This is a genomic window from Actinocorallia aurantiaca (assembly GCF_039533685.1).
GTDB lineage: Bacteria > Actinomycetota > Actinomycetes > Streptosporangiales > Streptosporangiaceae > Actinocorallia > Actinocorallia aurantiaca.
Window position 1 is genome coordinate 64,070 of sequence record NZ_BAAATZ010000019.1, and the last position, 20,864, is coordinate 84,933.

The 20,864-nt window shown below is 72.7% G+C and carries 21 protein-coding genes; 12 read left to right on the top strand and 9 right to left on the bottom strand.

The window, feature by feature from the left end; translation table 11 throughout:
- Positions 1 to 9 precede the first annotated feature (9 nt).
- Positions 10 to 879, bottom strand: a complete 870-nt coding sequence (locus tag ABD327_RS22400; protein WP_344452562.1) for an iron-sulfur cluster-binding protein — start codon at positions 877 to 879, stop codon at positions 10 to 12.
- A gap of 233 nt (positions 880 to 1,112) precedes the next feature.
- Here ABD327_RS22400 and ABD327_RS22405 point away from each other — a divergent pair, with 233 nt between their 5' ends.
- From ABD327_RS22405 to ABD327_RS22415, 3 genes are all read left to right on the top strand, one after another.
- Complete coding sequence (locus ABD327_RS22405) at positions 1,113 to 1,976, top strand: universal stress protein (protein ID WP_344452563.1); 864 nt, start codon at positions 1,113 to 1,115, stop codon at positions 1,974 to 1,976.
- Positions 1,977 to 2,104: 128 nt separating this feature from the next.
- Positions 2,105 to 2,515: an OsmC family protein gene (locus ABD327_RS22410; protein ID WP_344452564.1), complete on the top strand. Its 411-nt coding sequence runs from the start codon at positions 2,105 to 2,107 to the stop codon at positions 2,513 to 2,515.
- Positions 2,516 to 2,573: 58 nt separating this feature from the next.
- Positions 2,574 to 3,404 carry a universal stress protein gene (locus ABD327_RS22415; protein WP_344452565.1) on the top strand — a complete coding sequence of 277 codons (831 nt, stop codon included), beginning with the start codon at positions 2,574 to 2,576 and terminating at the stop codon, positions 3,402 to 3,404.
- Positions 3,405 to 3,410: 6 nt separating this feature from the next.
- Here ABD327_RS22415 and ABD327_RS22420 read toward each other — a convergent pair whose 3' ends face one another.
- Entirely contained in the window at positions 3,411 to 4,874 is a 1,464-nt protein-coding gene (locus ABD327_RS22420) for a bifunctional aminoglycoside phosphotransferase/ATP-binding protein (protein WP_344452566.1), read from the bottom strand.
- A 133-nt stretch (positions 4,875 to 5,007) separates the two neighbouring features.
- Here ABD327_RS22420 and ABD327_RS22425 point away from each other — a divergent pair, with 133 nt between their 5' ends.
- Positions 5,008 to 5,880, top strand: coding sequence for a universal stress protein (locus ABD327_RS22425; RefSeq protein WP_344452567.1), 873 nt, complete (start codon positions 5,008 to 5,010; stop codon positions 5,878 to 5,880).
- A 12-nt stretch (positions 5,881 to 5,892) separates the two neighbouring features.
- Here ABD327_RS22425 and ABD327_RS22430 read toward each other — a convergent pair whose 3' ends face one another.
- Positions 5,893 to 6,309 carry a pyridoxamine 5'-phosphate oxidase family protein gene (locus tag ABD327_RS22430; protein ID WP_344452568.1) on the bottom strand — a complete coding sequence of 139 codons (417 nt, stop codon included), beginning with the start codon at positions 6,307 to 6,309 and terminating at the stop codon, positions 5,893 to 5,895.
- Between the two features lie 148 nt (positions 6,310 to 6,457).
- Between ABD327_RS22430 and ABD327_RS22435 the strand changes: the two genes are divergently transcribed.
- A complete protein-coding gene (locus ABD327_RS22435) occupies positions 6,458 to 7,477 on the top strand; it encodes an Acg family FMN-binding oxidoreductase (RefSeq protein ID WP_344452569.1) in 1,020 nt (339 codons plus the stop codon).
- Positions 7,474 to 9,867 carry a phosphoketolase family protein gene (locus tag ABD327_RS22440; RefSeq protein ID WP_344452570.1) on the top strand — a complete coding sequence of 798 codons (2,394 nt, stop codon included), beginning with the start codon at positions 7,474 to 7,476 and terminating at the stop codon, positions 9,865 to 9,867. The genes ABD327_RS22435 and ABD327_RS22440 overlap by 4 nt, the downstream gene beginning before the upstream one ends.
- Here the strand turns inward: ABD327_RS22440 and ABD327_RS22445 are convergent.
- Complete coding sequence (locus ABD327_RS22445) at positions 9,812 to 10,267, bottom strand: pyridoxamine 5'-phosphate oxidase family protein (protein ID WP_344452571.1); 456 nt, start codon at positions 10,265 to 10,267, stop codon at positions 9,812 to 9,814. The two genes, ABD327_RS22440 and ABD327_RS22445, sit on opposite strands and share 56 nt — an antisense overlap.
- Before the next feature lie 49 nt (positions 10,268 to 10,316).
- The gene (locus ABD327_RS22450; RefSeq protein ID WP_344452572.1) at positions 10,317 to 11,006 is read right to left on the bottom strand and encodes a response regulator transcription factor; all 690 of its coding nucleotides are present in this window, start codon (positions 11,004 to 11,006) and stop codon (positions 10,317 to 10,319) included.
- 163 nt (positions 11,007 to 11,169) lie between these two features.
- Between ABD327_RS22450 and ABD327_RS22455 the strand changes: the two genes are divergently transcribed.
- The 3 genes from ABD327_RS22455 (at position 11,170) to ABD327_RS22465 (ending at position 14,721) form a co-directional block, all read left to right on the top strand.
- Positions 11,170 to 12,882 (top strand): GAF domain-containing sensor histidine kinase, encoded by a 1,713-nt coding sequence (locus ABD327_RS22455; RefSeq protein WP_344452573.1) that lies wholly within the window; start codon positions 11,170 to 11,172, stop codon positions 12,880 to 12,882.
- A gap of 112 nt (positions 12,883 to 12,994) precedes the next feature.
- Complete coding sequence (locus tag ABD327_RS22460; RefSeq protein WP_344452574.1) at positions 12,995 to 13,849, top strand: universal stress protein; 855 nt, start codon at positions 12,995 to 12,997, stop codon at positions 13,847 to 13,849.
- Positions 13,850 to 13,881: 32 nt separating this feature from the next.
- Entirely contained in the window at positions 13,882 to 14,721 is an 840-nt protein-coding gene (locus ABD327_RS22465; RefSeq protein ID WP_344452575.1) for a universal stress protein, read from the top strand.
- Between the two features lie 169 nt (positions 14,722 to 14,890).
- On the opposite strand, the gene ABD327_RS22470 is transcribed toward ABD327_RS22465, so the two are convergent.
- The gene (locus ABD327_RS22470) at positions 14,891 to 15,256 is read right to left on the bottom strand and encodes a DUF3099 domain-containing protein (RefSeq protein WP_344452577.1); all 366 of its coding nucleotides are present in this window, start codon (positions 15,254 to 15,256) and stop codon (positions 14,891 to 14,893) included.
- Between the two features lie 72 nt (positions 15,257 to 15,328).
- On the opposite strand from ABD327_RS22470, the gene ABD327_RS22475 reads away from it, so the two are divergent.
- A complete protein-coding gene (locus tag ABD327_RS22475) occupies positions 15,329 to 15,547 on the top strand; it encodes a dodecin (RefSeq protein ID WP_344452578.1) in 219 nt (72 codons plus the stop codon).
- 19 nt (positions 15,548 to 15,566) lie between these two features.
- Here the strand turns inward: ABD327_RS22475 and ABD327_RS22480 are convergent, their stop codons facing one another.
- Together ABD327_RS22480 and ABD327_RS22485 are read right to left on the bottom strand one after the other, a co-directional pair.
- Complete coding sequence (locus ABD327_RS22480) at positions 15,567 to 16,916, bottom strand: metallopeptidase TldD-related protein (protein WP_344452579.1); 1,350 nt, start codon at positions 16,914 to 16,916, stop codon at positions 15,567 to 15,569.
- Positions 16,913 to 18,409: a TldD/PmbA family protein gene (locus tag ABD327_RS22485; protein WP_344452580.1), complete on the bottom strand. Its 1,497-nt coding sequence runs from the start codon at positions 18,407 to 18,409 to the stop codon at positions 16,913 to 16,915. The genes ABD327_RS22480 and ABD327_RS22485 overlap by 4 nt, the downstream gene beginning before the upstream one ends.
- Before the next feature lie 209 nt (positions 18,410 to 18,618).
- On the opposite strand from ABD327_RS22485, the gene ABD327_RS22490 reads away from it, so the two are divergent.
- Positions 18,619 to 19,323 (top strand): beta-ketoacyl-ACP reductase, encoded by a 705-nt coding sequence (locus ABD327_RS22490; RefSeq protein WP_344452581.1) that lies wholly within the window; start codon positions 18,619 to 18,621, stop codon positions 19,321 to 19,323.
- 2 nt (positions 19,324 to 19,325) lie between these two features.
- A complete protein-coding gene (gene fabI, locus ABD327_RS22495) occupies positions 19,326 to 20,117 on the top strand; it encodes an enoyl-ACP reductase FabI (protein ID WP_344452583.1) in 792 nt (263 codons plus the stop codon).
- Positions 20,118 to 20,182: 65 nt separating this feature from the next.
- Here the strand turns inward: fabI and ABD327_RS22500 are convergent, their stop codons facing one another.
- The gene (locus tag ABD327_RS22500) at positions 20,183 to 20,842 is read right to left on the bottom strand and encodes a hypothetical protein (protein ID WP_344452584.1); all 660 of its coding nucleotides are present in this window, start codon (positions 20,840 to 20,842) and stop codon (positions 20,183 to 20,185) included.
- Positions 20,843 to 20,864 lie beyond the last annotated feature (22 nt).

Sequence of the window (20,864 nt, forward strand, 5' to 3'; positions counted from 1 at the left end):
GCGCCGGATTCAGAGGGAGAGCCCCGCCAACCGGTCGTAACTCAGGACCGGCCCCTCCCGGCAGACCCGGACGGGCCCTTCGGCGGTCTCCAGCAGGCAGCGCCCGCACCGGCCGCTGCCGCACTGGATGAGCTCGTGCGCGGCCACCTGGATCCGCTCGGCGTCCATCCCCTGCTCCCGGAGCCTCCGCGCGGTGGCCAGCGCCAGCCGCAGCGGCCCGGCCAGCAGCGCCACGGCGGACACCGGATCGAAGACCAGCTCTCCAGGGGGGAGCGGACCGTCGACCACCGGCGAGACCACCCCCGTCGGAACGGGCCGCCCTCCGGCGCCCTCCGGCGCGGCGGACCAGACCGCCCCCGCCGCCCACACCCGCAGGCTCCGGTAGCGCCCGGCGCCGGCCAGCGCCCGCTCCACCACCGGTCGCAGCAGGCCCAGCCCCGAGTCCCAGCCGAGGACCAGCAGCTCGCCGCCCGCCGCCCGGTCCAGGTCCCAGCCGTTGCCGCGCGGCCCGGCCAGCCCCACCCGGTCGCCGATCCGGCAGGAGCCCGGCCCGCACGGCACCCGCAGCGCCCGGAGCTCTACCAGGGAGCTCTCGCCCACCTGCCCGTCCGACAGCAGCGGCCGGGTGCTCACGTCGGCGGCGGGGATGCGCATGCCCGACTCGGTGTGCAGCACCCAGAACCGGCCCGGCGCCGGCTCCGCGCTCCCTTCGGCGGGCTCCGCCGCGTCCCGTCCGGCGCCGCGGCCGCCGGAGCCGGAGCCGGGGCCGTCGGGGACGAGGACGAGCGTCATCTCCCCCGGAAGCTCGGCGTACCGGTCCACGATCCGGTAGGGACGCGGCGCAGTGGTCCAGATCCGATACCGCTCCCTGCCCGGCACGCACACCCCTGACTCCCGGCCCGGATCCCCGCGGCGATCCGGAGCATTCCGCCGACCGAACCAGGCTGGGGGCGGCGACCCCCTCCCAGATAGGGACGAAAGTCCCTTTCCCGAGGTCGGCGCGTCGGTGGCGAAGGTCCCGGCGATCAAGGGACGGGCGACCCTGCCCGCGCCTCCCGTACTCTGATCGGCTGAGATCCGATGAGAAGCACGAGGCGAAGGAGAGACACACGATGACTCGGCGTCATGGAGTGCTCGTCGGCTACGACGGTTCCGAGGGCGGTGACCTGGCCCTCGACTGGGCCGCGGAGGAGGCCGTGCTGCGAGGGCTCCCGCTGACGATCTCCCACGTCTGGCAGATCGTCTACCCGGGGCTGGTCATGCTCCCGGTCACCACGCTGAGCGACGCGGCCGAGAGCATCACCCGGACCGCGGTGGAGCGGATCTCGGGAGTACACCCGGGGCTCGAGGTGCGCAGCATCGTGGAGAGCGGCTCGCCCGCCTACTCGCTGATCGAGCACGCGCGGGACGCGGAGCTCACCGTCGTGGGCAGCGAGGGCGCCGGCACCGTGCGCAAGGCCCTCATCGGGTCGGTGAGCGCCCAGGTGACCTCGCACGCGCCGGGCGTCGTGACGGTCGTGCGCAGGACCACCGGGGAGGGCACCGGCCCTCATTCCGGGCGGATCGTGGTGGGCGTCGACGGCTCGCCCGCCGCCGAGGAGGCGCTGCGGGTGGCTTTCGAGGAGGCGCACCTGCGCCGGGCCGGGCTGACCGTCCTGTGCGTGTGCCCCGAGGACGCGAGCGTGCGGGACACCCCGTTCATCGACGACGACGTCCTGCGCGAGCTGGCGCGGGAGCGTTTCGAGCGGTCCGTGGAGTCCTGGCAGGTCAAGTACGCCGAGGCGCGGGTCGAGAAGATCTTCCTGGAGGGCGATCCGGTCACCGAGCTGATCACCGCCACCGAGGGGGCCCGGCTGCTGGTCGTCGGCTCGCGGGGAGTCGCGGGCCTCAGGGGCGTGCTCCTGGGCTCGGTGAGCAACGCCGCCGTCCGGCACGCCCTCTGCCCGGTCACCGTGGTCCACCCCGCCGAGGGCTGAGGACGGCGAGGGACGGCTCGGCGGGGGCGCGCCTACGGACGAAGGTCCCCCCGATGCCCGCCCTTCGGCCTCTGCCCGGCGGGGCTGGGAGGCCCATCCTGGAAGCAGGACTCAGGGGGGAGGGACCGGTGGAAGAGATCAACGTCATCCATCGCGACCGGGACGCGTTCGCCATCTTCGTTCGCGACTACGTCGTCCAGGTGGACCAGCCGATGTCGGCGGGGGAGGAGAGCGGGCCGACCCCCGTGGAGCTCTTCGTCGCCGCGATGGCCGCCTGCGCCGCGCACTTCGCGTGCCACCACCTGAAGAAGCAGGGTCTGCCCTACAACGGGCTGGAGATGGGCGCGCGCTACATGCTGGGAGGGACCTCCCCGCAGCGGATCTCCCGGCTCACCCTCACGGTGCGGCCGCCCTCCCGGCTGCGGCAGGAGGAGACCGACGCGATGATCACGGCGATCAGGAACTGCCCGGTCACCCAGGCCCTGATGGTGTCGCCGGAACTGCAGATCATGCTGGCCGACGAGGCGCAGGCGGCCTGAGCGCCGCGTGGGCCGTGAGACCGGCGGGGCCGGCCGAGCTTCACCGAGGGGAGTACCCATGTCCGAGATCCTCGTCGGCTACGACGGCTCGCCCGCGGCAGAGGAGGCTCTGCGCTGGGCGGTGCGGGAGAGCACCCTGCGGGGGCTGCCGCTGGCGGTCTGTCACGCCTGGCACTGGCCGTACGCGATGGACCCGGTGCACCTGCCCTCGGCGGACACCGTCCGCAGGTTCGCCGAGAACCTGCTCTACAAAGGGGTCTTCGAGGCCGAGGGCCTCGCCCCGCGGCTCAAGATCCGCTCGGTGCTGCACCGGGGCCCCGCCGCCGCGTCGCTGCTGCACGAGGCCGCGCAGGCGACCATGGTGGTGGTGGGCGCGCGCGGCGGCGAGGGGTTCCCCGAACTGCGCACCGGCTCCACCGCCACCCAGATGGCCGAGCACGCGCCGTGCCCGGTGGTGGTCGTCCGCGAGCCCGGGGCGGACGGCCCGGTGGTGGTCGGGGTGGACGGCTCGCACGCCGCCGACGCCGCCATGGCCTTCGCTTTCGAGGAGGCGTCGGTGCGCGAGCGGGAGGTGGTCGCCGTGCACGCCGCGCCGCTGCCGTCCGACCCGGCCCTGCAGGAGGAGGCGGCGCGGGCGGCCGGAGCCCTGCTGCAACGGCAGGTCGCGGCCTGGTCGACCAAGTACCCGCAGGTCCGGCTGAAGACCAGGCTGGTGCACGAGGAGCCCAGGGAGGCACTGCGCGCGGCGGCGGAGCAGGCCGCGCTGCTGGTCCTCGGCGACCGGCAGGACGGCATGCCCTCCACATTGAGGCTCGGCGCGGTCAGCAGCGCGCTGCTGGACCTGTCGCCCTGCACCCTGGTGGTGGTGCATCCCTGGCGGAGGGGCTGAGGCCCCTCAGTCCGGGGCCATCTGAGGGCGCCGCGGCCAGTGGTGGGCGTGGCCGTGCGGCCTGACCGCCCGCAGCGCCTCCTCCACGCACGCCTCGACCGGCTGGTCGGTGCCGACGGCGGTGGCCCCCGGCCAGGGAGCGGCCCCTGCGGCCATCGCCTCGGCGACCGGGACGTCGGCGTCGGACGGCCCGCCCCTGCGGGACCGCAGCCGGGCCGCGGAGACCGCGGAGGGGACTCGGCACTCCAGGGCGACCAGGTCCGCCTGGGCACGTTCGGCCAGCACCGCCGCCTCGTCCCGGAAGACCTCGTCGGTCCAGGAGGCGTCGAGGATGACGGACTCGCCCATGCCGAGCAGTTTCCCGGCCCGCTCCAGCAGCCTGGCGTAGGTCTCCTTGGTGGTCCGCGAGTCGTAGATGCCCTGCCCGTAGGAGGCTCGGGCGGACCGCTCCGCGGGCAGCCCGGCCAGCTCCTTGCGGGTGCGGTCGCTGCTCAGGACGCTCCAGCCGAGCCGTTCGCCCAGCGCGTCGGCCAGGGTCGACTTGCCGGTGCCGGGCAGGCCTCCGACCAGCACGAGCGCCACCGAACCGGCCCGCAGGTGCCGCAGCGACAGCTCGGCGTACTCCCGCGCCACGGCGGGCCGCTCCGACAGGCAGGCGACCTTGGCCCGCACGAACGCGCGGTAGGCGATGTAGTGGTGGCGCAGCGAGGTGGGCGCGGGGTCGCCGCTGAGCTCGGAGTACAGGTCGAGGAAGGCGCGGGCCTGCGAGGGGGCGCGGAGCCGCTCCAGGTCCATGGCGAGGAACGCCGCGTCGTCCAGCCCGTCGACGTACCTGAGGCGGTCGTCGAACTCCAGGCAGTCCAGGATGCGCGGTCCGTCGGGAAGGCAGAAGACGTCGTCGGCGATGAGGTCGCCGTGCCCGTCCACGATCCGGTCGTCGGCGATCCGGCGCGCGAACAGCGGCGCCCGGCCCTCCAGGAAGCGCAGCACCAGGTGTTCGGCCTCGGCGGCGCCCGGCAGCCCGTAGACGACGGTCTCGGAGAGGTTGTCGGTCCAGCGGCGGCGCAGCGCGTCCCGGCCGCCCTCCCGGGAGATCTCCGGGGACCGGGGCGCGCCCGCGTGCCAGGCCGCCAGCCTCCGCGCCACCTCCCGCAGCGGCTCGCCCACCGGCTCCCCCATGCGCACGAGCGAGGACAGCCTGCGCTCGGGGTCCATGCGGCGCATCGCCACCAGGTGGTCGCGGACGGTTCCCTCCTCGTCCCGGACGTCGTAGACGCCCAGGTAGACGTCGGGGGAGAACCGGCGGTTGAGCTCCACCTCCCGCCGGCAGGCCCGCTCCCTGGCCTCCCTGGTGGTGAAGTCCAGGAAGCCGTTGCGCACCGGCTTCTTCAGTTTGTAGGCGCGGTCGCCGGTGAAGAAGACGGTGGCGATGTGCGTCTCGGCCACCATGGCGGGCCTGCTGTCGGACATGAGGACCCCTCACACGTGTGTCACCAGGGTCCAGTCCATCGTGCGGCGGGAGCGCGCGGTGAGGGCCGTCCAGCATCACCCCGCGGGACCTTGGTCCTTTTCGACCCAAGATCTTCGCCTCTACGCTCGAAGGATGAACGAGCGCGCCGAGAAGCCGATCATCGTCGGGGCCGACGGCTCCGAGCACGCCTACGCCGCCGTCGAGTGGGCCGCGGTGGAGGCGGTCCGCCGCGACCGGCGCCTGCGGATCGTCTTCGTCCTCGCCCCCTGGCTGCTGGAGCCGCTGCCCGAACCCGCCGCGGACTCGGTGCGCCGCAACCTGCAGGAGGGCGGCCAGGAGGTGCTCAGGCAGGCCGCGGCCCGGGCCGCCGCCCGGACACCGCGGGTGAAGGTGGAGACCGAGCTGATCCCCGGAGGGCCCGTCCAGGGCCTGCTGAAGGAGGCGGAGGACGCCCCGATGCTCGTGGTGGGCGGCCGGGGGCTGGGGGAGCTCAGCGGTCTGCTGCTCGGCTCCGCCACCAACCAGCTCGCGCTGTACGCGCGCCGCCCGATCGTCGTGGTCCGGCGCACCGAGGAGTCGGAGCACGGCGAGATCGCGGTGGGGGTGGACGACACGCCGAGCGCCCAGGCGGCCCTGGCGTTCGCCTTCGAGGAGGCCGCGCTGCGCTCGGTCCGGCTGCGGGCCGTCCACGCCTGGCACGACCCGGCCTCCCTGGGCCGGGGCGAGATGCAGCCGCCGGTCTACGACCCCGAACTGGTCGGGGGAGAGGAGTCGAGGCTCCTCTCCGAGGAGCTGGCCGGCTGGTCGTCCCGCTACCCCGACGTCGAGGTGGTCGAGGAGACGGTGCGGGGCGGGACCGTCCGCGTTCTGGCGGGAGCGTCCGCGCGGGCGGACCTGCTGGTCCTCGGCAGCCGCGGGCGCGGCGGCTTCGCCGGGCTGCTCCTGGGCTCGGTCGGCCAGGCGATGCTGCACCACGGCCACTGCCCCGTGGCGATCGTCAGGTAGGCGGAAAGGGACTCAGACGGCCACCGCGTTGATCCTGCGCCCCGACACGTACCGGCCGGAGATCCGGATGTAGCGGTCGCGGGGACCCGGCGCCCAGGAGGGAATGGAGAGCCGGGAGAGCCGCTCGAGCTCGGCCGGGTCGGTGACGGCCCTGGCCTCGCCGAGCAGGGTCACCGACCAGCCCTCGTGGGAGGCCGGGTCGAAGTCGTCGGCCTCGAAGGCGACGACCGCCCGCTGGACGGCGAGGCCGAGCTTGCTGCCGGGGCCCGTCCGCACGATGACGTCCGAGCCGTCCAGAGCGAAGTTGACCGGCTGGATCGCCGGCAGCGCCCGGTCGGTGAAGGCGATCCTCCCGACCGGGACGGAGGCCAGCAGCCGGAGGCATTCCGGCTGGTCCAGCACTTCGAGTCCATGAGCGTCGACTTCCATGCCCTCATCGTGTAGCGGGAGGCGCGGCCGGGTGCAGAGACGAAGGTCCCGGCCGGTGAGCGTTGGTCGGTGCGGCGACGGACCTTGGTCCCTGTCGTGCCGGACCCCCCGGTGATGTGCTGAGGAGGAATCTCGGTGAGGAGGCGCCATGACCGTGGGAACCGACATGGAGGGCGTGATGCGGGCCGCCATCGAGGCGGCGGTGTGGGCGCCGTCGGTGAACAACACCCAGCCCTGGTGGTTCGGCACCTCCGCGTACGGCCAGGACGGCGCGCGCGTCAGCCTGCACTCCGACTCCGAACGGCGGCTGGACATCGCCGATCCGGACGGCCGGGAGATGCTCGTCAGCTGCGGCGCGGCCCTGTTCACGCTGCGCCTGGCCGTCCAGGCCCGGGGATACGAACCCCGGGTGCGGGTGCTGCCCGAACCCGACCGGCCCGGCCTGCTCGCGGACCTGGTCATCGATCCCGCCGCGGAGGCCGAGCCGGGCGTCGGACCGGAGATCGAGCGGCTGTACCGGCAGGTCAAGGTCCGGCGCAGCCACCGCGGCGCCTTCGAGCAGCGCGTCGTGCCCACCGCGGTGCTGACCGCCCTGCGCGAGGAGGCCCACCGGGAGGGCGCGGAGCTGTTCCTGGTGTCCGACCCCAGGGAGCGCCGGGCGCTGGCCGCCTTCACCGAGGTCGCCGAGCAGCTCCAGCGGCTCGATCCCGAATACCAGGCGGAGGCGGCGCGCTGGGCGCCGCCTCCCGGCAGGCACCGCTCCGAGGGCATGGTCGAGCGCTCCTACCCCGCCGAAGAGGCGTTCACCTCTCCGCACTTCGCCACCCGGGACTTCGCTCAGGGCCGGCCGTGGGGAGCGCGGGAGGACAGGCCTCCCGACCCCGGCATCACGGGCGTGGTCGCGATCATCACCACCCGGGGCGACGATCGCGCCGACTGGCTGGCGGCGGGGCAGGGGATGCAGCGCATGCTGCTGCACGCCTCCGCCGAGGGCCTGTCGGCGGCGCTGCACACCCAGCCCCTGGAGATACCCGAACTCCGGGCGCTCATACGCGTCCGCCTGTGTCGTGGAGGACACCCCCAGGTTCTGCTCCGCCTGGGTGAGGCGGCCTCGGCTCTGGGAACGGTACGCAGGAAGCCCGATGAACTCACAGACGAGGAAGTATGAGCGGACTGGACGGATTCGACGGAACGGATGGACTCGACGCTCTGGACGCCTGGTGGAGGGCCTCGAACTACCTCTCCGCAGGGCAGATCTACCTTCTGGGCAACCCCCTGCTGCGCGAACCGCTGCGTCCGGAGCACATCAAGCCCCGCCTGCTCGGGCACTGGGGCACCTCACCGGGCCTGAACTTCTGCTACGCCCACCTGAACCGGGTGATCCGGAAGCGCGACCTGGACATGATGTTCGTGATGGGCCCCGGCCACGGCGGCCCGTCCGCGGTCGCCAGCGCCTGGCTGGACGGCACCTACAGCGAGATCTACCCTCATGTCTCGCAGGACGAGCGGGGCATGGCCCGGCTCTTCCGGCAGTTCTCCTTCCCCGGAGGCATCCCCTCCCACGCCGCGCCCGAGACGCCCGGTTCCATCCACGAAGGCGGCGAGCTCGGCTACTCCCTCGCCCACGCCTACGGCGCGGCGTTCGACAACCCCGGCCTGACGGTGGCCTGCGTCGTGGGCGACGGCGAGGCCGAGACGGGGCCGCTGGCGGCGAGCTGGCACTCCAACAAGTTCCTCGACCCGGTCGGGGACGGCGCGGTGCTGCCGATCCTGCACCTCAACGGCTACAAGATCGCCAATCCGACGGTGCTCGCCCGCATCCCCGAGCAGGAGCTGATCTCCCTCATGGAGGGCTACGGGCACCGCCCCTACCTGGTGAGCGGCGACGATCCGGCGCTGATGCACCGGCTGATGGCCGAGACCCTGGACCGGGCGATGGACGACATCGCGCGGATCCAGGAGGAGGCGCGCTCCGGCGGGAACTCCGCCCGTCCCGCCTGGCCGATGGTCATCCTGCGCACCCCCAAGGGCTGGACCGGGCCCCGCAAGGTGGGAGGCGTGCTGGTGGAGGGCACCTGGCGCGCCCACCAGATCCCCCTGAAGGCGCCCCGCACCGAGCCCGAGGAGCTGGCCCAGCTCGAGGCATGGCTGCGCTCCTACCGGCCCGAGGAGCTCTTCGACGAGCAGGGCGTCCCGCGGCCGGAGATCCTGGAGCAGAGCCCGCGCGGGGCCCGCCGGATGAGCGCCAGCCCCCACGCGAACGGCGGGACGCTGCTGCGCCCGCTGGACCTGCCCGACTTCCGGGACTACGCGGTGGCCGTCCCCGAGCACGGAGAGGTCCAGGCGGGGGCGACCACGGTGCTCGGCGGCTACCTGCGCGAGGTGGTCGCGGCCAACCGCACGAACTTCCGCATCATGGGGCCCGACGAGACGGCCTCCAACCGGCTGTCGGCGGTCTTCGAACGCACCGACCGGGTCTGGCGCGGCGAACTGCTGCCCACCGACGAGCACCTGGCCGAGCACGGTCAGGTCATGGAGGTGCTGAGCGAGCACCTGTGCCAGGGCTGGCTGGAGGGCTACCTGCTGACCGGTCGGCACGGTCTCATCAACACCTACGAGGCGTTCGTGCACATCGTGGACGCCATGTTCAACCAGCACGCCAAATGGCTGGAGGCCTCGCGCGAGCTGCCGTGGCGGCGGCCGGTCGCCGCGCTGAACTACCTGCTGTCCTCGCACGTGTGGCGGCAGGACCACAACGGCTTCACCCACCAGGACCCGGGCTTCCTGGACGTCGTCCTCAACAAGCGGCCCGAGGTCGTCGGGGTCTATCTGCCGCCGGACGCCAACACCCTGCTGGCCGTCGCCGACGGCTGCCTGCGCGCGACGGACCTCGTGAACGTGATCGTCGCGGGCAAGCAGGAGGCCCCGGTCTGGCTGCCGATGGACGAGGCGATCACGCACTGCGCCCGCGGCGTCGGCGTCTGGGAGTGGGCGAGCACCGACGGCGGCACCGACCCCGACGTCGTCCTGGCCTGCGCGGGGGACGTGCCGACGCTGGAGACGGTCGCCGCGGCCCGCCTCCTGCAGAAGTACCTCCCGGACCTGCGGGTCCGGGTGGTCAACGTGGTGGACCTGATGCGCCTGCAGCCGCCGTCGGAGCACCCGCACGGGCTGAGCGACGCGGAGTTCGACGCCCTCTTCACCACCGACAAGCCGGTGATCTTCGCCTTCCACGGCTACCCGTGGCTGGTGCACCGGCTGACCTACCGCAGGCACGGCCACGACAACCTGCACGTGCGGGGCTACAAGGAGAAGGGCACCACCACGACCCCGTTCGACATGGTGATGCTGAACGACCTCGACCGCTTCCACCTCGTCATGGACGTCATCGACCGGGTGCCGGGCCTCGGCGGAAGGGTGGCGCCGCTGCGCCAGCGGATGGCCGACGAGAGGCTCCGGTGCCGGGCCTACACCCGGGAGCACGGCGAGGACGACCCGATGGTCAGCGGCTGGAACTACCGGTCCGGCCGGCCGGACCGGCCGTCTCGACGGGCCTGAGGACGCGGCGGCCCGACCGCAGCCGGGGGGAGATCCGGATGAACTCCTCCCGGTCGCCGGGCACCCAGGGCCACAGGTCCAGCTCGCGCAGCCCGGCCAGCTCGGCCGGCTCGCTCACCCTCCTGGCCTGCCCGACCAGCACCACCGACCAGCCGGTGCGCTCCTCGGCGTCGTACTCGTCGATCTCGAACGCCACCACCGCGTTGCGCAGGGCCGCCGCCAGCTTCGACCCGGGCGAGGTGCGGATGATCACGTCTTCGCCGTCCAGCGCGTAGTTCACCGGCTGAACGGCGGGCAGGGCCTGGTGGGTGAAGACGATCCGGCCCACGGGGGTGCTCTGGAGGAGGGCCAGGCACTCGTCGTCCCCGAGTATCTCCAGGCCTCCGGCGTCGAAGGGCATGAGCGTCATCCTGCTCGCCGCGCCCCCGCGGCCGTAGGGGCGAAGGTCCCTATCCCGCGTCCGGGCGGTTCTTGACGTCGGTCCTGGACGCCTTGAGCTGGGCGGCGAACGCCGCGGCCTGGGTGCGGCGGCGCATGTCCAGCTTGGCGAAGAGGTTGGAGACGTAGTTCTTGACGGTCTTCTCGGCCAGGAACATGCGCTCGCCGATCTGCCGGTTGGTCAGGCCCTCGCCGATCAGCTCGAGGATCTGGCGCTCCTGGTCCGACAGCGCGGCCAGCGGGTCCTTGCGGCTCTCCCGCTCGCGCAGCCGCTGCAGCATCTGGCTGGTGGAGCGGGGGTCCAGCAGCGACTGGCCGGACGCCACGGTGCGCACCGCGCCCACCAGGTCCGAGCCGTGGATCTGCTTGAGCACGTAACCGGAGGCGCCGGCCATGACCGCGTCGAACAGGGCCTCCTCGTCGGAGAAGGAGGTGAGCATCAGGCAGGCCACCTGGGGCAGCTGCGCCCGGATCTCCCGGCACACGCTCACCCCGTCGCCGTCGGGCAGGCGCACGTCCAGCACCGCCACGTCCGGGGCCGCGGCGGGGATGCGGGCCAGCGCCTGGGCCGCGGAGGAGGCCTCTCCGACGATCTCGATGTCCCCCTCGGCCTCCAGCAGCGCGGCGACCCCCTTGCGGACGACCTCGTGGTCGTCGAGCAGGAATACCCTGATCCCGGGGGAGGGAGTGACCTGGGTCACGGAGTGGCCTTCTTCCTATGACGGTATGTTGCTGCTGAAGGTACTGGGGCGTTTCGCCCCTCATCAATGGTCGAAGGCCCGGGTTCGCGGGACGAAGGTCCCCCGAGAGGCCTCCCGACCACCTGATCGAGACGTTACACCTGGGATTCGGGAGGCCGTCAGCGTGGACACCGATTCCCGGCACGGAGGGGACCGGGCGCGGTTGATCCTTCCCCAGCTGCAGCTGGACGACCTGCTGAGCGAACTGCAGTCCCGTATCGAGGCCGCGCGATCCACCCGCGACCGGGTGCACTCCCTGCTGGAGGCCGTGCTCTCCATCGGCAGCGAACTCGACCTCGCCACCGTGCTGCGCCGGATCACCGAGGCGGCCACCACCCTGGTGGAGGCCCGCTACGGCGCCCTCGGCGTGATCGGCGACGACGGGGAGTGCCTGGTGGAGTTCGTCACCGTGGGCGTGTCGGACGAGGAGATCGCCGCGATCGGGCACTGGCCGCACGGCGACGGCATCCTCGGCCTGCTGATCAAGGATCCGCGCCCGCTGCGCCTGGCAGATCTGTCCACCCACCCCGAATCTGTGGGTTTCCCTGCCAACCACCCGCCGATGCACCGCTTCCTCGGCGTCCCCATCAGGGTCCGCGAGGAGGTGTTCGGCAACCTCTACATGGCCGAGAAGCGGGACGGCGGGGAGTTCGACGAGCAGGACCAGGTGGTCCTCACGGCCCTGGCCACCGCGGCGGGCATCGCCATCGAGAACGCCCGCCTGTACGAGGAGACCCGCCGCAGGGAGCGCTGGCAGCAGGCGCTGACCGAGATCTCCACGGCGCTGCTGTCGGGCACCGCCCCCGACGAGGTGGGCGGCCTGGTCGCCGACCGGGCCAGGGAGATCTGCGACGCCGACCTCGCCTTCGTCGCGACGGCCGACGAGGCGGCGGGGGAGTTCCTGGTGGCGGCGGCCTCCGGAGAGGGCGCCGAGCGCATCCGGGGCCTGCGGCTGCCGTTCGAGAACACGCTCGGCGGCGACGTCCACGAGCACGACCGGTCGCTGCTGACGGCCGACGCCCGGGGGAAGGCCCCCGAGGACCCGATCTGCCGGGAGCTGCCGATCGGCCCGGCGCTGCTGGTCCCGCTGGGCCGCGGCGGTTCGGCGCGCGGCGTGCTCGCGGTCGCCAACACCGAGGGCGGCAGCGTGTTCAACGAGGTCGCCCAGCGGCTGCTGGAGCCGTTCGCGGGCCAGGCCGCGGTGGCGATGGAGCTGGCGGACCGGCGGCGGGACCTGGAGCGGCTGTCGCTGCTGGAGGACCGCGACCGCATCGCCAAGGACCTGCACGACACCGTCATCCAGCGATTGTTCGCCACGGCGATGACGCTGATGAGCGCGGGGAAGCTGGCCGACCGGCCCGACGTGCGGCGCCGGATCCAGCGTTCGGTGGACGACCTGGACGAGACCATCCGCCAGATCCGCTCCACCATCTTCGCGCTCCAGGTCGAACCGGACGCCGAGAGCCTGCGCAGCCGGCTGTACTCGGTCGTCGACGACTTCACGGAACCGCTGGGCTTCTCGCCGTCCGTCCGCTTCGACGGCCTGCTCGACACCGATGTCGACGGCCAGATCGGCGAGCAGCTCGTCGCGGTGGTGTCCGAGGCGCTGTCCAACGTCGCCAGGCACGCCAAGGCGAGCCGTGTCGAAGTCGTCCTGGACGTCCGCGACGACCTCATTTTGCGGGTCGAGGACGACGGCTGCGGCATCCCGCCGGGCGGCCGCCGCAGCGGCCTGAGGAACATGGCCGAGCGCGCCGAGTCCCTGGGCGGCTTCCTGGAGCTGAAGGACCGCGAGGGCTGCGGCACCGTCCTGCTGTGGCGGGTCCCCCTGCGCTGAGAGCCGGCCTCCGGGCCAGGGGAGGGCGGCCCCGTGAAGGGGGGACGAAGGTCCCTGCCCGCCGTGACCTCCGTGCCTCGCCCGGAGAGGGGGAGAGGAGCAGGCTCGGGGTATGAGCGACACTTCCCAGCAGCCGGTCATCGTCGGCACCGATGGTTCGCCGGCCTCCAACGCCGCGGTGGTCTGGGCCGCCGACGAGGCGCTCCGGGAGGGCCGTCCGCTGCGCATCGTCCACGTGCAGGAGCCCTGGACGCTGGGCCTGCCCGACATCCCGCCGCCGATGGCCGACGAGGCGCGGTCGGTGGAGGCCAGGGAGATCCTCGACGAGGCCGCGGCCCTGGCCGCCGAGGGCCGTCCGGAACTGGCGGTGGAGACCGAGAACATCCAGGGCGAGACGGTCCGCGCCCTGCGCCTCATCGCGGAGCAGGGCGGCGAACTGGTGCTGGGCAGCCGGGGCCGGGGCCGGTTCGCCGAGCTGCTGCTCGGCTCCACCACGCTGCAGGTGGCCGGGCACGCCGTCCGGCCCGTGGTGGTGGTGCGGGGCGCGCCGGCGTCCCGCCGCGGCGAGATCGTGGTGGGGGTGGCCTTCGACCACGACCCGACCGGGCCCCTCACCTACGCCTTCGAGGCGGCCAGGCGGCGCGGGGCGCGGCTGCGGGCCGTGCACGCCTGGGACGTCACCGACACCTTCGCCCGCCAGGCCAAGGAGGACCCCTCCTTCGTCGATCCGCTCGACCGGCTCACCGAGATGCTGGAGCTCTGGAGGAGCCGCTACCCGGAGGTCAAGGTGGCCGAGGAGGTCGTCAACGAGCACCCCGCGTCGACGCTGACCGACGCCTCGGCCGGAGCCGACCTGCTGGTCGTCGGCACCCACGGGCGGAGCACCCTGGGCAGCCTCCTGCTCGGCTCGGTCGGCCACGCGGTCCTGCACCACTCCCGCTGCCCCGTGGTGATCGTCCCGGTCTGACAACCGGCCCCGCGAGCACTAGCGTCAGTGCCATGAACGAACCGATTGTGGTGGGTGTCGACGGCTCCTCGGGAGCCGCCGCGGCCCTGGACTGGGCGGCGATCGAGGCGGGCCGCAGGAACGCGCCTCTGCTGCTGGTGCACGCCAGCAGGCTGCTGGAGCCGGGGAGCATGCTCGACGAGGGGGCGCTCGACCGGCTGCGGCGGGAGCGCCTCCAGCTGCTGGAGGCCACCCGCGACGGGATCCTGGAGGACCTGCCGGGGCTGAAGGTCGAACTGCGGCTGGAGGCGGACGACCCGGCGCGGGTGCTGGTGGAGCTCAGCCGCGGGGCGCTGATGACGGTGGTCGGCACCCGGGGCGCCGGGGGGTTCGAGCGGCTGCTGCTGGGGTCGGTCGGCCTGCACGTGGCGGCGCACGGCCACTGCCCCGTCGTGGTGGTGCCGCGCGGAGGCGAGCGTGAGCACGGCGAGCGGATCGTGCTGGGCGTCGACGAGCGACACGAGCAGTCCCAGGCGATCTCCTGGGCCTTCGCCGAGGCCGAACTGCGCGGGGCTCCCCTGGTGGCCCTGCACGCGGTGGGCGGCTTCGGCGCGCCCGGGCAGCGCATCGGGGAGCAGATGGAGCTGGCCGAGGCGCTGGCCGGCCAGAGGTGCGATCACCCCGACCTGGAGGTGGAGTACAGCCTGGCCGAGACGTCCCCGGCGCGCGCGCTCGTCGAGGCCTCGGAGGGGGCGGCCCTGCTGGTGGTGGGGGCCCGCAGGCGGAGGCTGGGCTTCGGCATGGTGCTGGGCCGGGTCAACCACACCGTCCTGCACCACTCGGCCTGTCCCGTGGTCGTCGTCTCCGAGCGGTCCGAGGCGGACGAGGACTAGGGCCGGGAAAGAGAAAGCGGCGCAGAGAGGATACGGGGGCAACCCTCTCTGCGCCGCACATCGGTGTTCCGACGGGGGCCCGGAACACCGGCACGGGCGCCCCGACGGGGGACCGGAGCGCCAGGTACAAATCGTACACCGAAACCCCCCGGGTTTAGTCAAGAGATAGTCACGGGTTGGTTTCTGAGGGAATGTCGGAACCGGCTTCCCCGGAGACGGTCGCGGCGGGTCCGGAGGGCGCGGAGAGCCCCCTGAGCTCGGCGGGGTCGGTGAGATCAGCCTTCTCGGCGGGTTTGGGCCCCCCGTTGGCGAAGATCACGCTGGTGTAGGGGAGAAGGATGGCGCCGACCAGCAGAAGCCCCGACAGCACCGGATGGACCCGGCCCCACAGGGCCACGGCCAGGATGAAGCAGATCATCCGGACGCCCATCGAGATCAGATAGCGGCGCTGGCGTTCGTCGACGTCCTCCGACAGGGGCCGGGAGGCGTCGGTCACGGTGTAGACGGTCGTCTTGCGACGGGAAAGTACCCTCACGCCCTCCACGTTAGGTGACGCTCCGGGCCGCCGCTGGGTAGGGGGAGGGAATCCGGCTTTCAGGAGGAGCACATGAGCAACCACACCTACCGGGTGACCGAGATCGTGGGGACGTCCCCGGACGGGATCGACGAGGCGGTCAGGAACGGGATCCGCCGCGCCTCGGCCACGCTGCGTCACCTGGACTGGTTCGAGGCCACCGAACTGCGCGGGCAGGTCGAGAACGGCGAGGTCGCCCACTTCCAGGTCACCCTGAAAGTGGGCTTCCGCCTCGAGGAACCGGAGGCCTGAGGCCCCCGGGCGGCCCGTCTCAGGAGGCCTGGCTGACCGTGGACATGTTGTAGTCGGGCACGCGCAGGGTGGGCATCGCCGCGCGGGTGAAGTAGTCCGACCACTCGCGGGGGAGGGTGCGCTCGGTCCGGCCGGTCTCGGTCACCCGGGACAGCAGGTCCACCGGGCTCTCGTTGAACCGGAAGTTGTTGACCTCGCCCGTGATCTCGCCGTTCTCCACCAGGTAGACGCCGTCGCGGGTGAGGCCGGTCAGCAGCAGGCTCTGCGGATCGACCTCGCGGATGTACCACAGGCAGGTCAGCAGCAGCCCGCGCCCGGTGCACGCCACCATCTCCTCGAGGGTGGGGCCGCCCGGCGCGCCCTCCATGAGGAGGTTGTCGACGGACGGCGTGACGGGCCGCCCGGTCAGCCCCGCCGAGTGGCGGGTCTGGGTGAGCGCGGCGACCTTCCCGTCGGAGATCCAGTCGGTGGCCGACAGCTCGAGCCCGTTGTCGAACACCGAGGCGTCACGGCCCGAGGCGTGGGCGACGACGAACGGGGGGCACTCCAGCCCCGGCGCGTGCGGGTCGCTGTACAGCCGCAGCGGCAGGGGGGAGAGCCGCGAGCCCACGGGGTGGGAGCTGAAGACCGTCCGGCCCTCGTGGGCGTCGCGGGCCCCCGCCGTCCAGTAGAGGTAGATCATCAGGTCGGAGACGGCGCTGGGCGGCAGCAGCGTCTCGTACCGCCCGGCTGGAAGGTCCACCCGGCGCCGGCCCCACGACAGGCGGCGCTCCAGTTCGGCGCCCAGGCCCGGCACGTCCAGGTCGGTGAAGTCGCGGGTGCCCGACCCGGTCCACGCCGAGCTCCGCCCGTCCTTGGCGTTGAGCTCCAGCTTGCCGGTCGGCTGGTCGTGCCGCAGCCGCAGCCCGCTGGAGGAGCCCAGGTAGGTGGAGGTCAGCTCGTGGTGGGCGAAGCCGTAGAGCCTGCGGCCCGCGGCCTCCGCCGCCTCGAACTGCTCGCCCAGGGCGGGGGCGAAGGAGGAGAACACCGAGATGTCGGTGAGGGAGGGCTCGGCGTCCCAGTCCCCGGCCGTGCCGCCCGCGACCAGCGGGGCGGCGTCCTCGGCGGGTTCGGCGCCGCGGGCCTGCTCCTCGGCGGCCTTGACCAGGTCGGGCAGCCCCTCGGCGTCGACCCCCGCGCGGGAGACGACGCCGACCGCGCCGTCCTGGACGGCGATCACCGTCAGCCGCCGGGACCGGTTGACCCCGTTGGTGGTCAGGGTGTTGCCCGCCCAGCGCAGGTTGGCGGCGCTGGACTCCTCGGCGATGACGACGCAGTCGCCGGTCGTCGACAGGTCGAGGACGCGCTCGACCGCTTCCTGGGGCCTCACTTGCCCGCCTCCTTGAGCGCGTTGAGGATGTTGACGCCGCGGAACAGCGCGGACGGGCAGCCGTGGCTGACCGGCGCGACCTGCCCGGGCTGGCCCTTGCCGCAGTTGAACGCGCCGCCCAGCACGTACGTCTGCGGGCCGCCCACCGCCTCCAGGGAGTTCCAGAAGTCGGTGGTCGTGGCCTGGTAGGCGACGTCGCGCAGCTGGCCGTCCAGCCGCCCGTTCCTGATCCGGAAGAAGCGCTGGCCGGTGAACTGGAAGTTGTAGCGCTGCATGTCGATCGACCAGCTCTTGTCGCCGACGATGTAGACGCCGTCCTCCACCCGGGAGATCAGCTCCTCGGTGGACGGCCCGTCCGGCGCGGGCCGGAGCGACACGTTCGCCATCCGCTGGATCGGGGTGTTGGCGGGGGAGTCCGCGAACGCGCAGCCGTTCGAGCGCTCCCGGCCGGTCAGGTGCGCGATGCGCCGGTCGGTCTGGTAGCCGGTGAACAGCCCGCCGGAGATGATGTCCCACTCCTGGGTCCGCACGCCCTCGTCGTCGAAGCCGATGGTGGCCAGGCCGTGCTCGGCGGTGCGGTCCCCGGTGACGTTCAGGACGGGGGAGCCGTACCGGAGCGCGCCGAGCTTGTCGGGGGTGGCGAAGGACGTGCCCGCGTAGGCGGCCTCGTAGCCCAGCGCCCGGTCCAGCTCCGTGGCGTGCCCGATCGACTCGTGGATGGTCAGCCACAGGTTCGACGGGTCGACCACCACGTCGTAGGACCCGGCCTCCACGGACGGGGCCGCCAGCTTCTCCTCCAGCAGCTCCGGGATGCGGGCCAGCTCGGCGTCGAAGTCCCAGCCGGTGCCGGTGAGGTACTCCCAGCCGCGGCCGGCCGGCGGCGCGACGGTGCGCATCGTGTCGAACGCGCCGCTCGCGACCCGCACGGAGGTCAGCTGCGGGTGCAGCCGGACCCGCTGCTGGGTGGTGACCGTCCCGTCGAGGGAGGCGAAGAACTTGTTCTCCTTCACCTGGAGCAGAGAGGCGTCCACGTGGTCGACGCCGGCCGCCAGCAGCCGCCTGGACCAGTCGGTCAGCAGCTCCACCTTCTCGGACGTCGGCACCGTGAACGGGTCGATCTCGTAGGACGACACCCAGACCTGCTCGCCGTGGGCGGGCTCGGACGCCAGCTCGACGGGCTCGCGGTTGATGGACCTGGCCACCAGGGCCACCGCGACCGCCTGCGCGGCGAGCCCCGCGGCGGCCTCGGACGTCAGGTCGATGCCGGAGGCGAACCCCCAGGTGCCGTCCTTGACGACGCGGACGGACAGGCCGATGTCGTCGGTGTCCAGGGAGGTCTCCAGGGCGCCGTCCTTGAGCCGCAGGGACTGGCCGCGGATGCGCTCCAGCCGGAAGTCGGCGTGGGAGGCCCCCAGCTCCCGGGCCCGGGACAGCGCGGCATCTGCGAGGGCGCGCAGGGGGAGCGCGGTGAATGCCGGATCGATTTCATGCACGGATCCGAACCTATCCGCCGCCGCCCGGGAGCCGCACGGGGTTCGGCGCCGCCCGGCGCCGCCGGGAGGTGCCCGGGCGGCGGTGCCCGGGCACAAGAATGGGCCCCGGAACTTGTCGATCTCCGCACCCGACACCGGGCCCCCGGAACGATAGCCTCGTGCCGCAATGTGACGTTCGCTACCCACATACCCACACGGAGGTGCAGCGCATGGCGCGCTCAGTCCTGGTCACCGGCGGCAACCGCGGCATCGGCCTCGCGATCGCCCGGGAACTGCAGGCCGCGGGGGACGCCGTGGCCGTCACCTACCGGTCGGGGCAGCCTCCGGAGGGCCTGTTCGGCGTCAAGTGCGACGTGACGAGCTGGGAGGACGTCGACGCGGCCTTCGCCAAGATCGAGGCCGAGCAGGGCCCGGTCGAGGTCGTCGTCGCCAACGCGGGCGTCACCGACGACAACCTGATGGCGCTGATGAGCGAGGACTCCTTCACCAAGGTGCTGGACACCAACCTCACCGGCTCCTTCCGCGTCGCCAAGCGCGCGGTGAAGGGCATGATGAGGATGCGCAAGGGCCGCGTCGTCTTCATCTCCTCAGTGGTGGGCCTGGCGGGTTCGGGCGGGCAGGTGAACTACGCGGCGTCCAAGGCCGGCATGGTCGGCATGGCCCGCTCGATGGCCCGCGAGCTGGGCTCCCGGAACATCACCGCCAACGTTGTGGCGCCGGGCTTCGTCAACACCGACATGACGGCGGACCTGAGCGAGAAGCTCCAGGACACGATCAAGCAGAACATCCCGCTGAAGCGGCAGGCCGAGCCCGAGGAGATCGCCGCGGTCGTGCGGTTCCTCGCGAGCGACGCGGCCTCCTACATCACCGGGGCCGTGATCCCGGTGGACGGCGGACTGGGAATGGGACACTGAGCATGGGCATCCTCGACGGCAAGAACATCCTGGTGACGGGCGTCCTGACCGACGCCTCGATCGCCTTCCAGGTGGCGCGGATCGCGCAGGAGGAGGGCGCGAACGTCATCCTCACCGCGTTCCCCCGGCCGACCCTCACGCAGCGCATCGCCAAGAAGCTGCCCAGCGGCCCCGACGACCCGCCGGCGGTGATCGAGCTGGACGTCACCAACGAGGAGCACCTGGGCGGCCTGGAGGCGCAGCTCCGCGCCCTGGGCTGGGACAGGGTCGACGGAGTGGTGCACTCCATCGGCTTCGCGCCGCAGGAAGCGCTCGGCGGCAACTTCCTCAACACCAAGTGGGAGGACGTCGCGACGGCCGTCCAGATCTCGGCGTACTCGCTGAAGTCGCTGACGATGGCGTGCCTGCCGCTGATGAAGTCCGGCGGCTCGGTCGTCGGCCTGACGTTCGACGCGCGCGCCGCCTGGCCGGTCTACGACTGGATGGGCGTGGCCAAGGCGGGCCTGGAGTCCACCAACCGCTACCTCGCCCGCTACCTGGGCAAGGAGGGCATCCGCTTCAACCTGGTGGCGGCGGGCCCGATCAAGACGATGGCGGCGAAGAACATCCCCGGCTTCGAGGGCATCACCGAGGGCTGGAGCAAGTCGGCGCCGCTGGGCTGGGACATCACCGACGTGGTCCCGACGGCCAAGGCGACCGTCGCGCTGCTGTCGGACTGGTTCCCGGCGACCACCGCCGAGATCATCCACGTCGACGGCGGCGTGCACGCGATGGGCGGCCAGTTCGACGGCTGACGGCCCCGTGACGTGCGAAGGCCCCGGACGCTCCGACGTCCGGGGCCCTGCGCGTGTCCGTGGCCTCAGCGCGTGCTCAGGGCCCGGCGGCGCAGCCGCGAGCCGATGAGGCTGAACTGGCCCATCACCACGGCGGTGACGGCCGCGGCGCCCCCGGCGGCCCACATGGCCCGCTCGGAGCCGTCCTCGAGGGGGAGGTGGGCCGCGACGGGCGCGACCAGGTGGGTCTCGGGGAGGGCGAGCGCCTGCTCCTGCCCGGGGGCGTCGGCGACCTGGGGCTGCTCCGGCAGCGCGTCGGTCGCGGACTCCCGCGGCGGCTTCGAGGTGAACTCCTCCGGCGGGTTCACCGTGAAGTTCGAGGGGGTCCGCACGATGCTCTGCGGGGTGACCGGAGGCCTGACCGGACTCTTGGGCTTGGAGGGCTTGTCGGGTTTCGCGGGGTTCTTGGTGCCCTTGACCTCCTTCGGCTTCTCCTCCTTCGGCTTGGCGCCCGTGTCGTCCTTCTTGCCGTTCGCCTCGTCGATCTTCTTCTTGATGGTCTCGACGTTGTTGCCGAACTGGCACTTGATGTCCGCGATCGACGTCTCGGGGTCGTGCCCCTTCACGCACTTCTTGGGTTCGGCGGCCGCGGCGGGCGCGGGGGTACCGAAGACCATCAGCGCGCCGGCCGACAGCGCGAGGGAGGCCGCGCTCAGACGGCGGACGCGAGTTCGTCCTGGAAGCATGCTCCTCCTTGCCCGGGGGGTG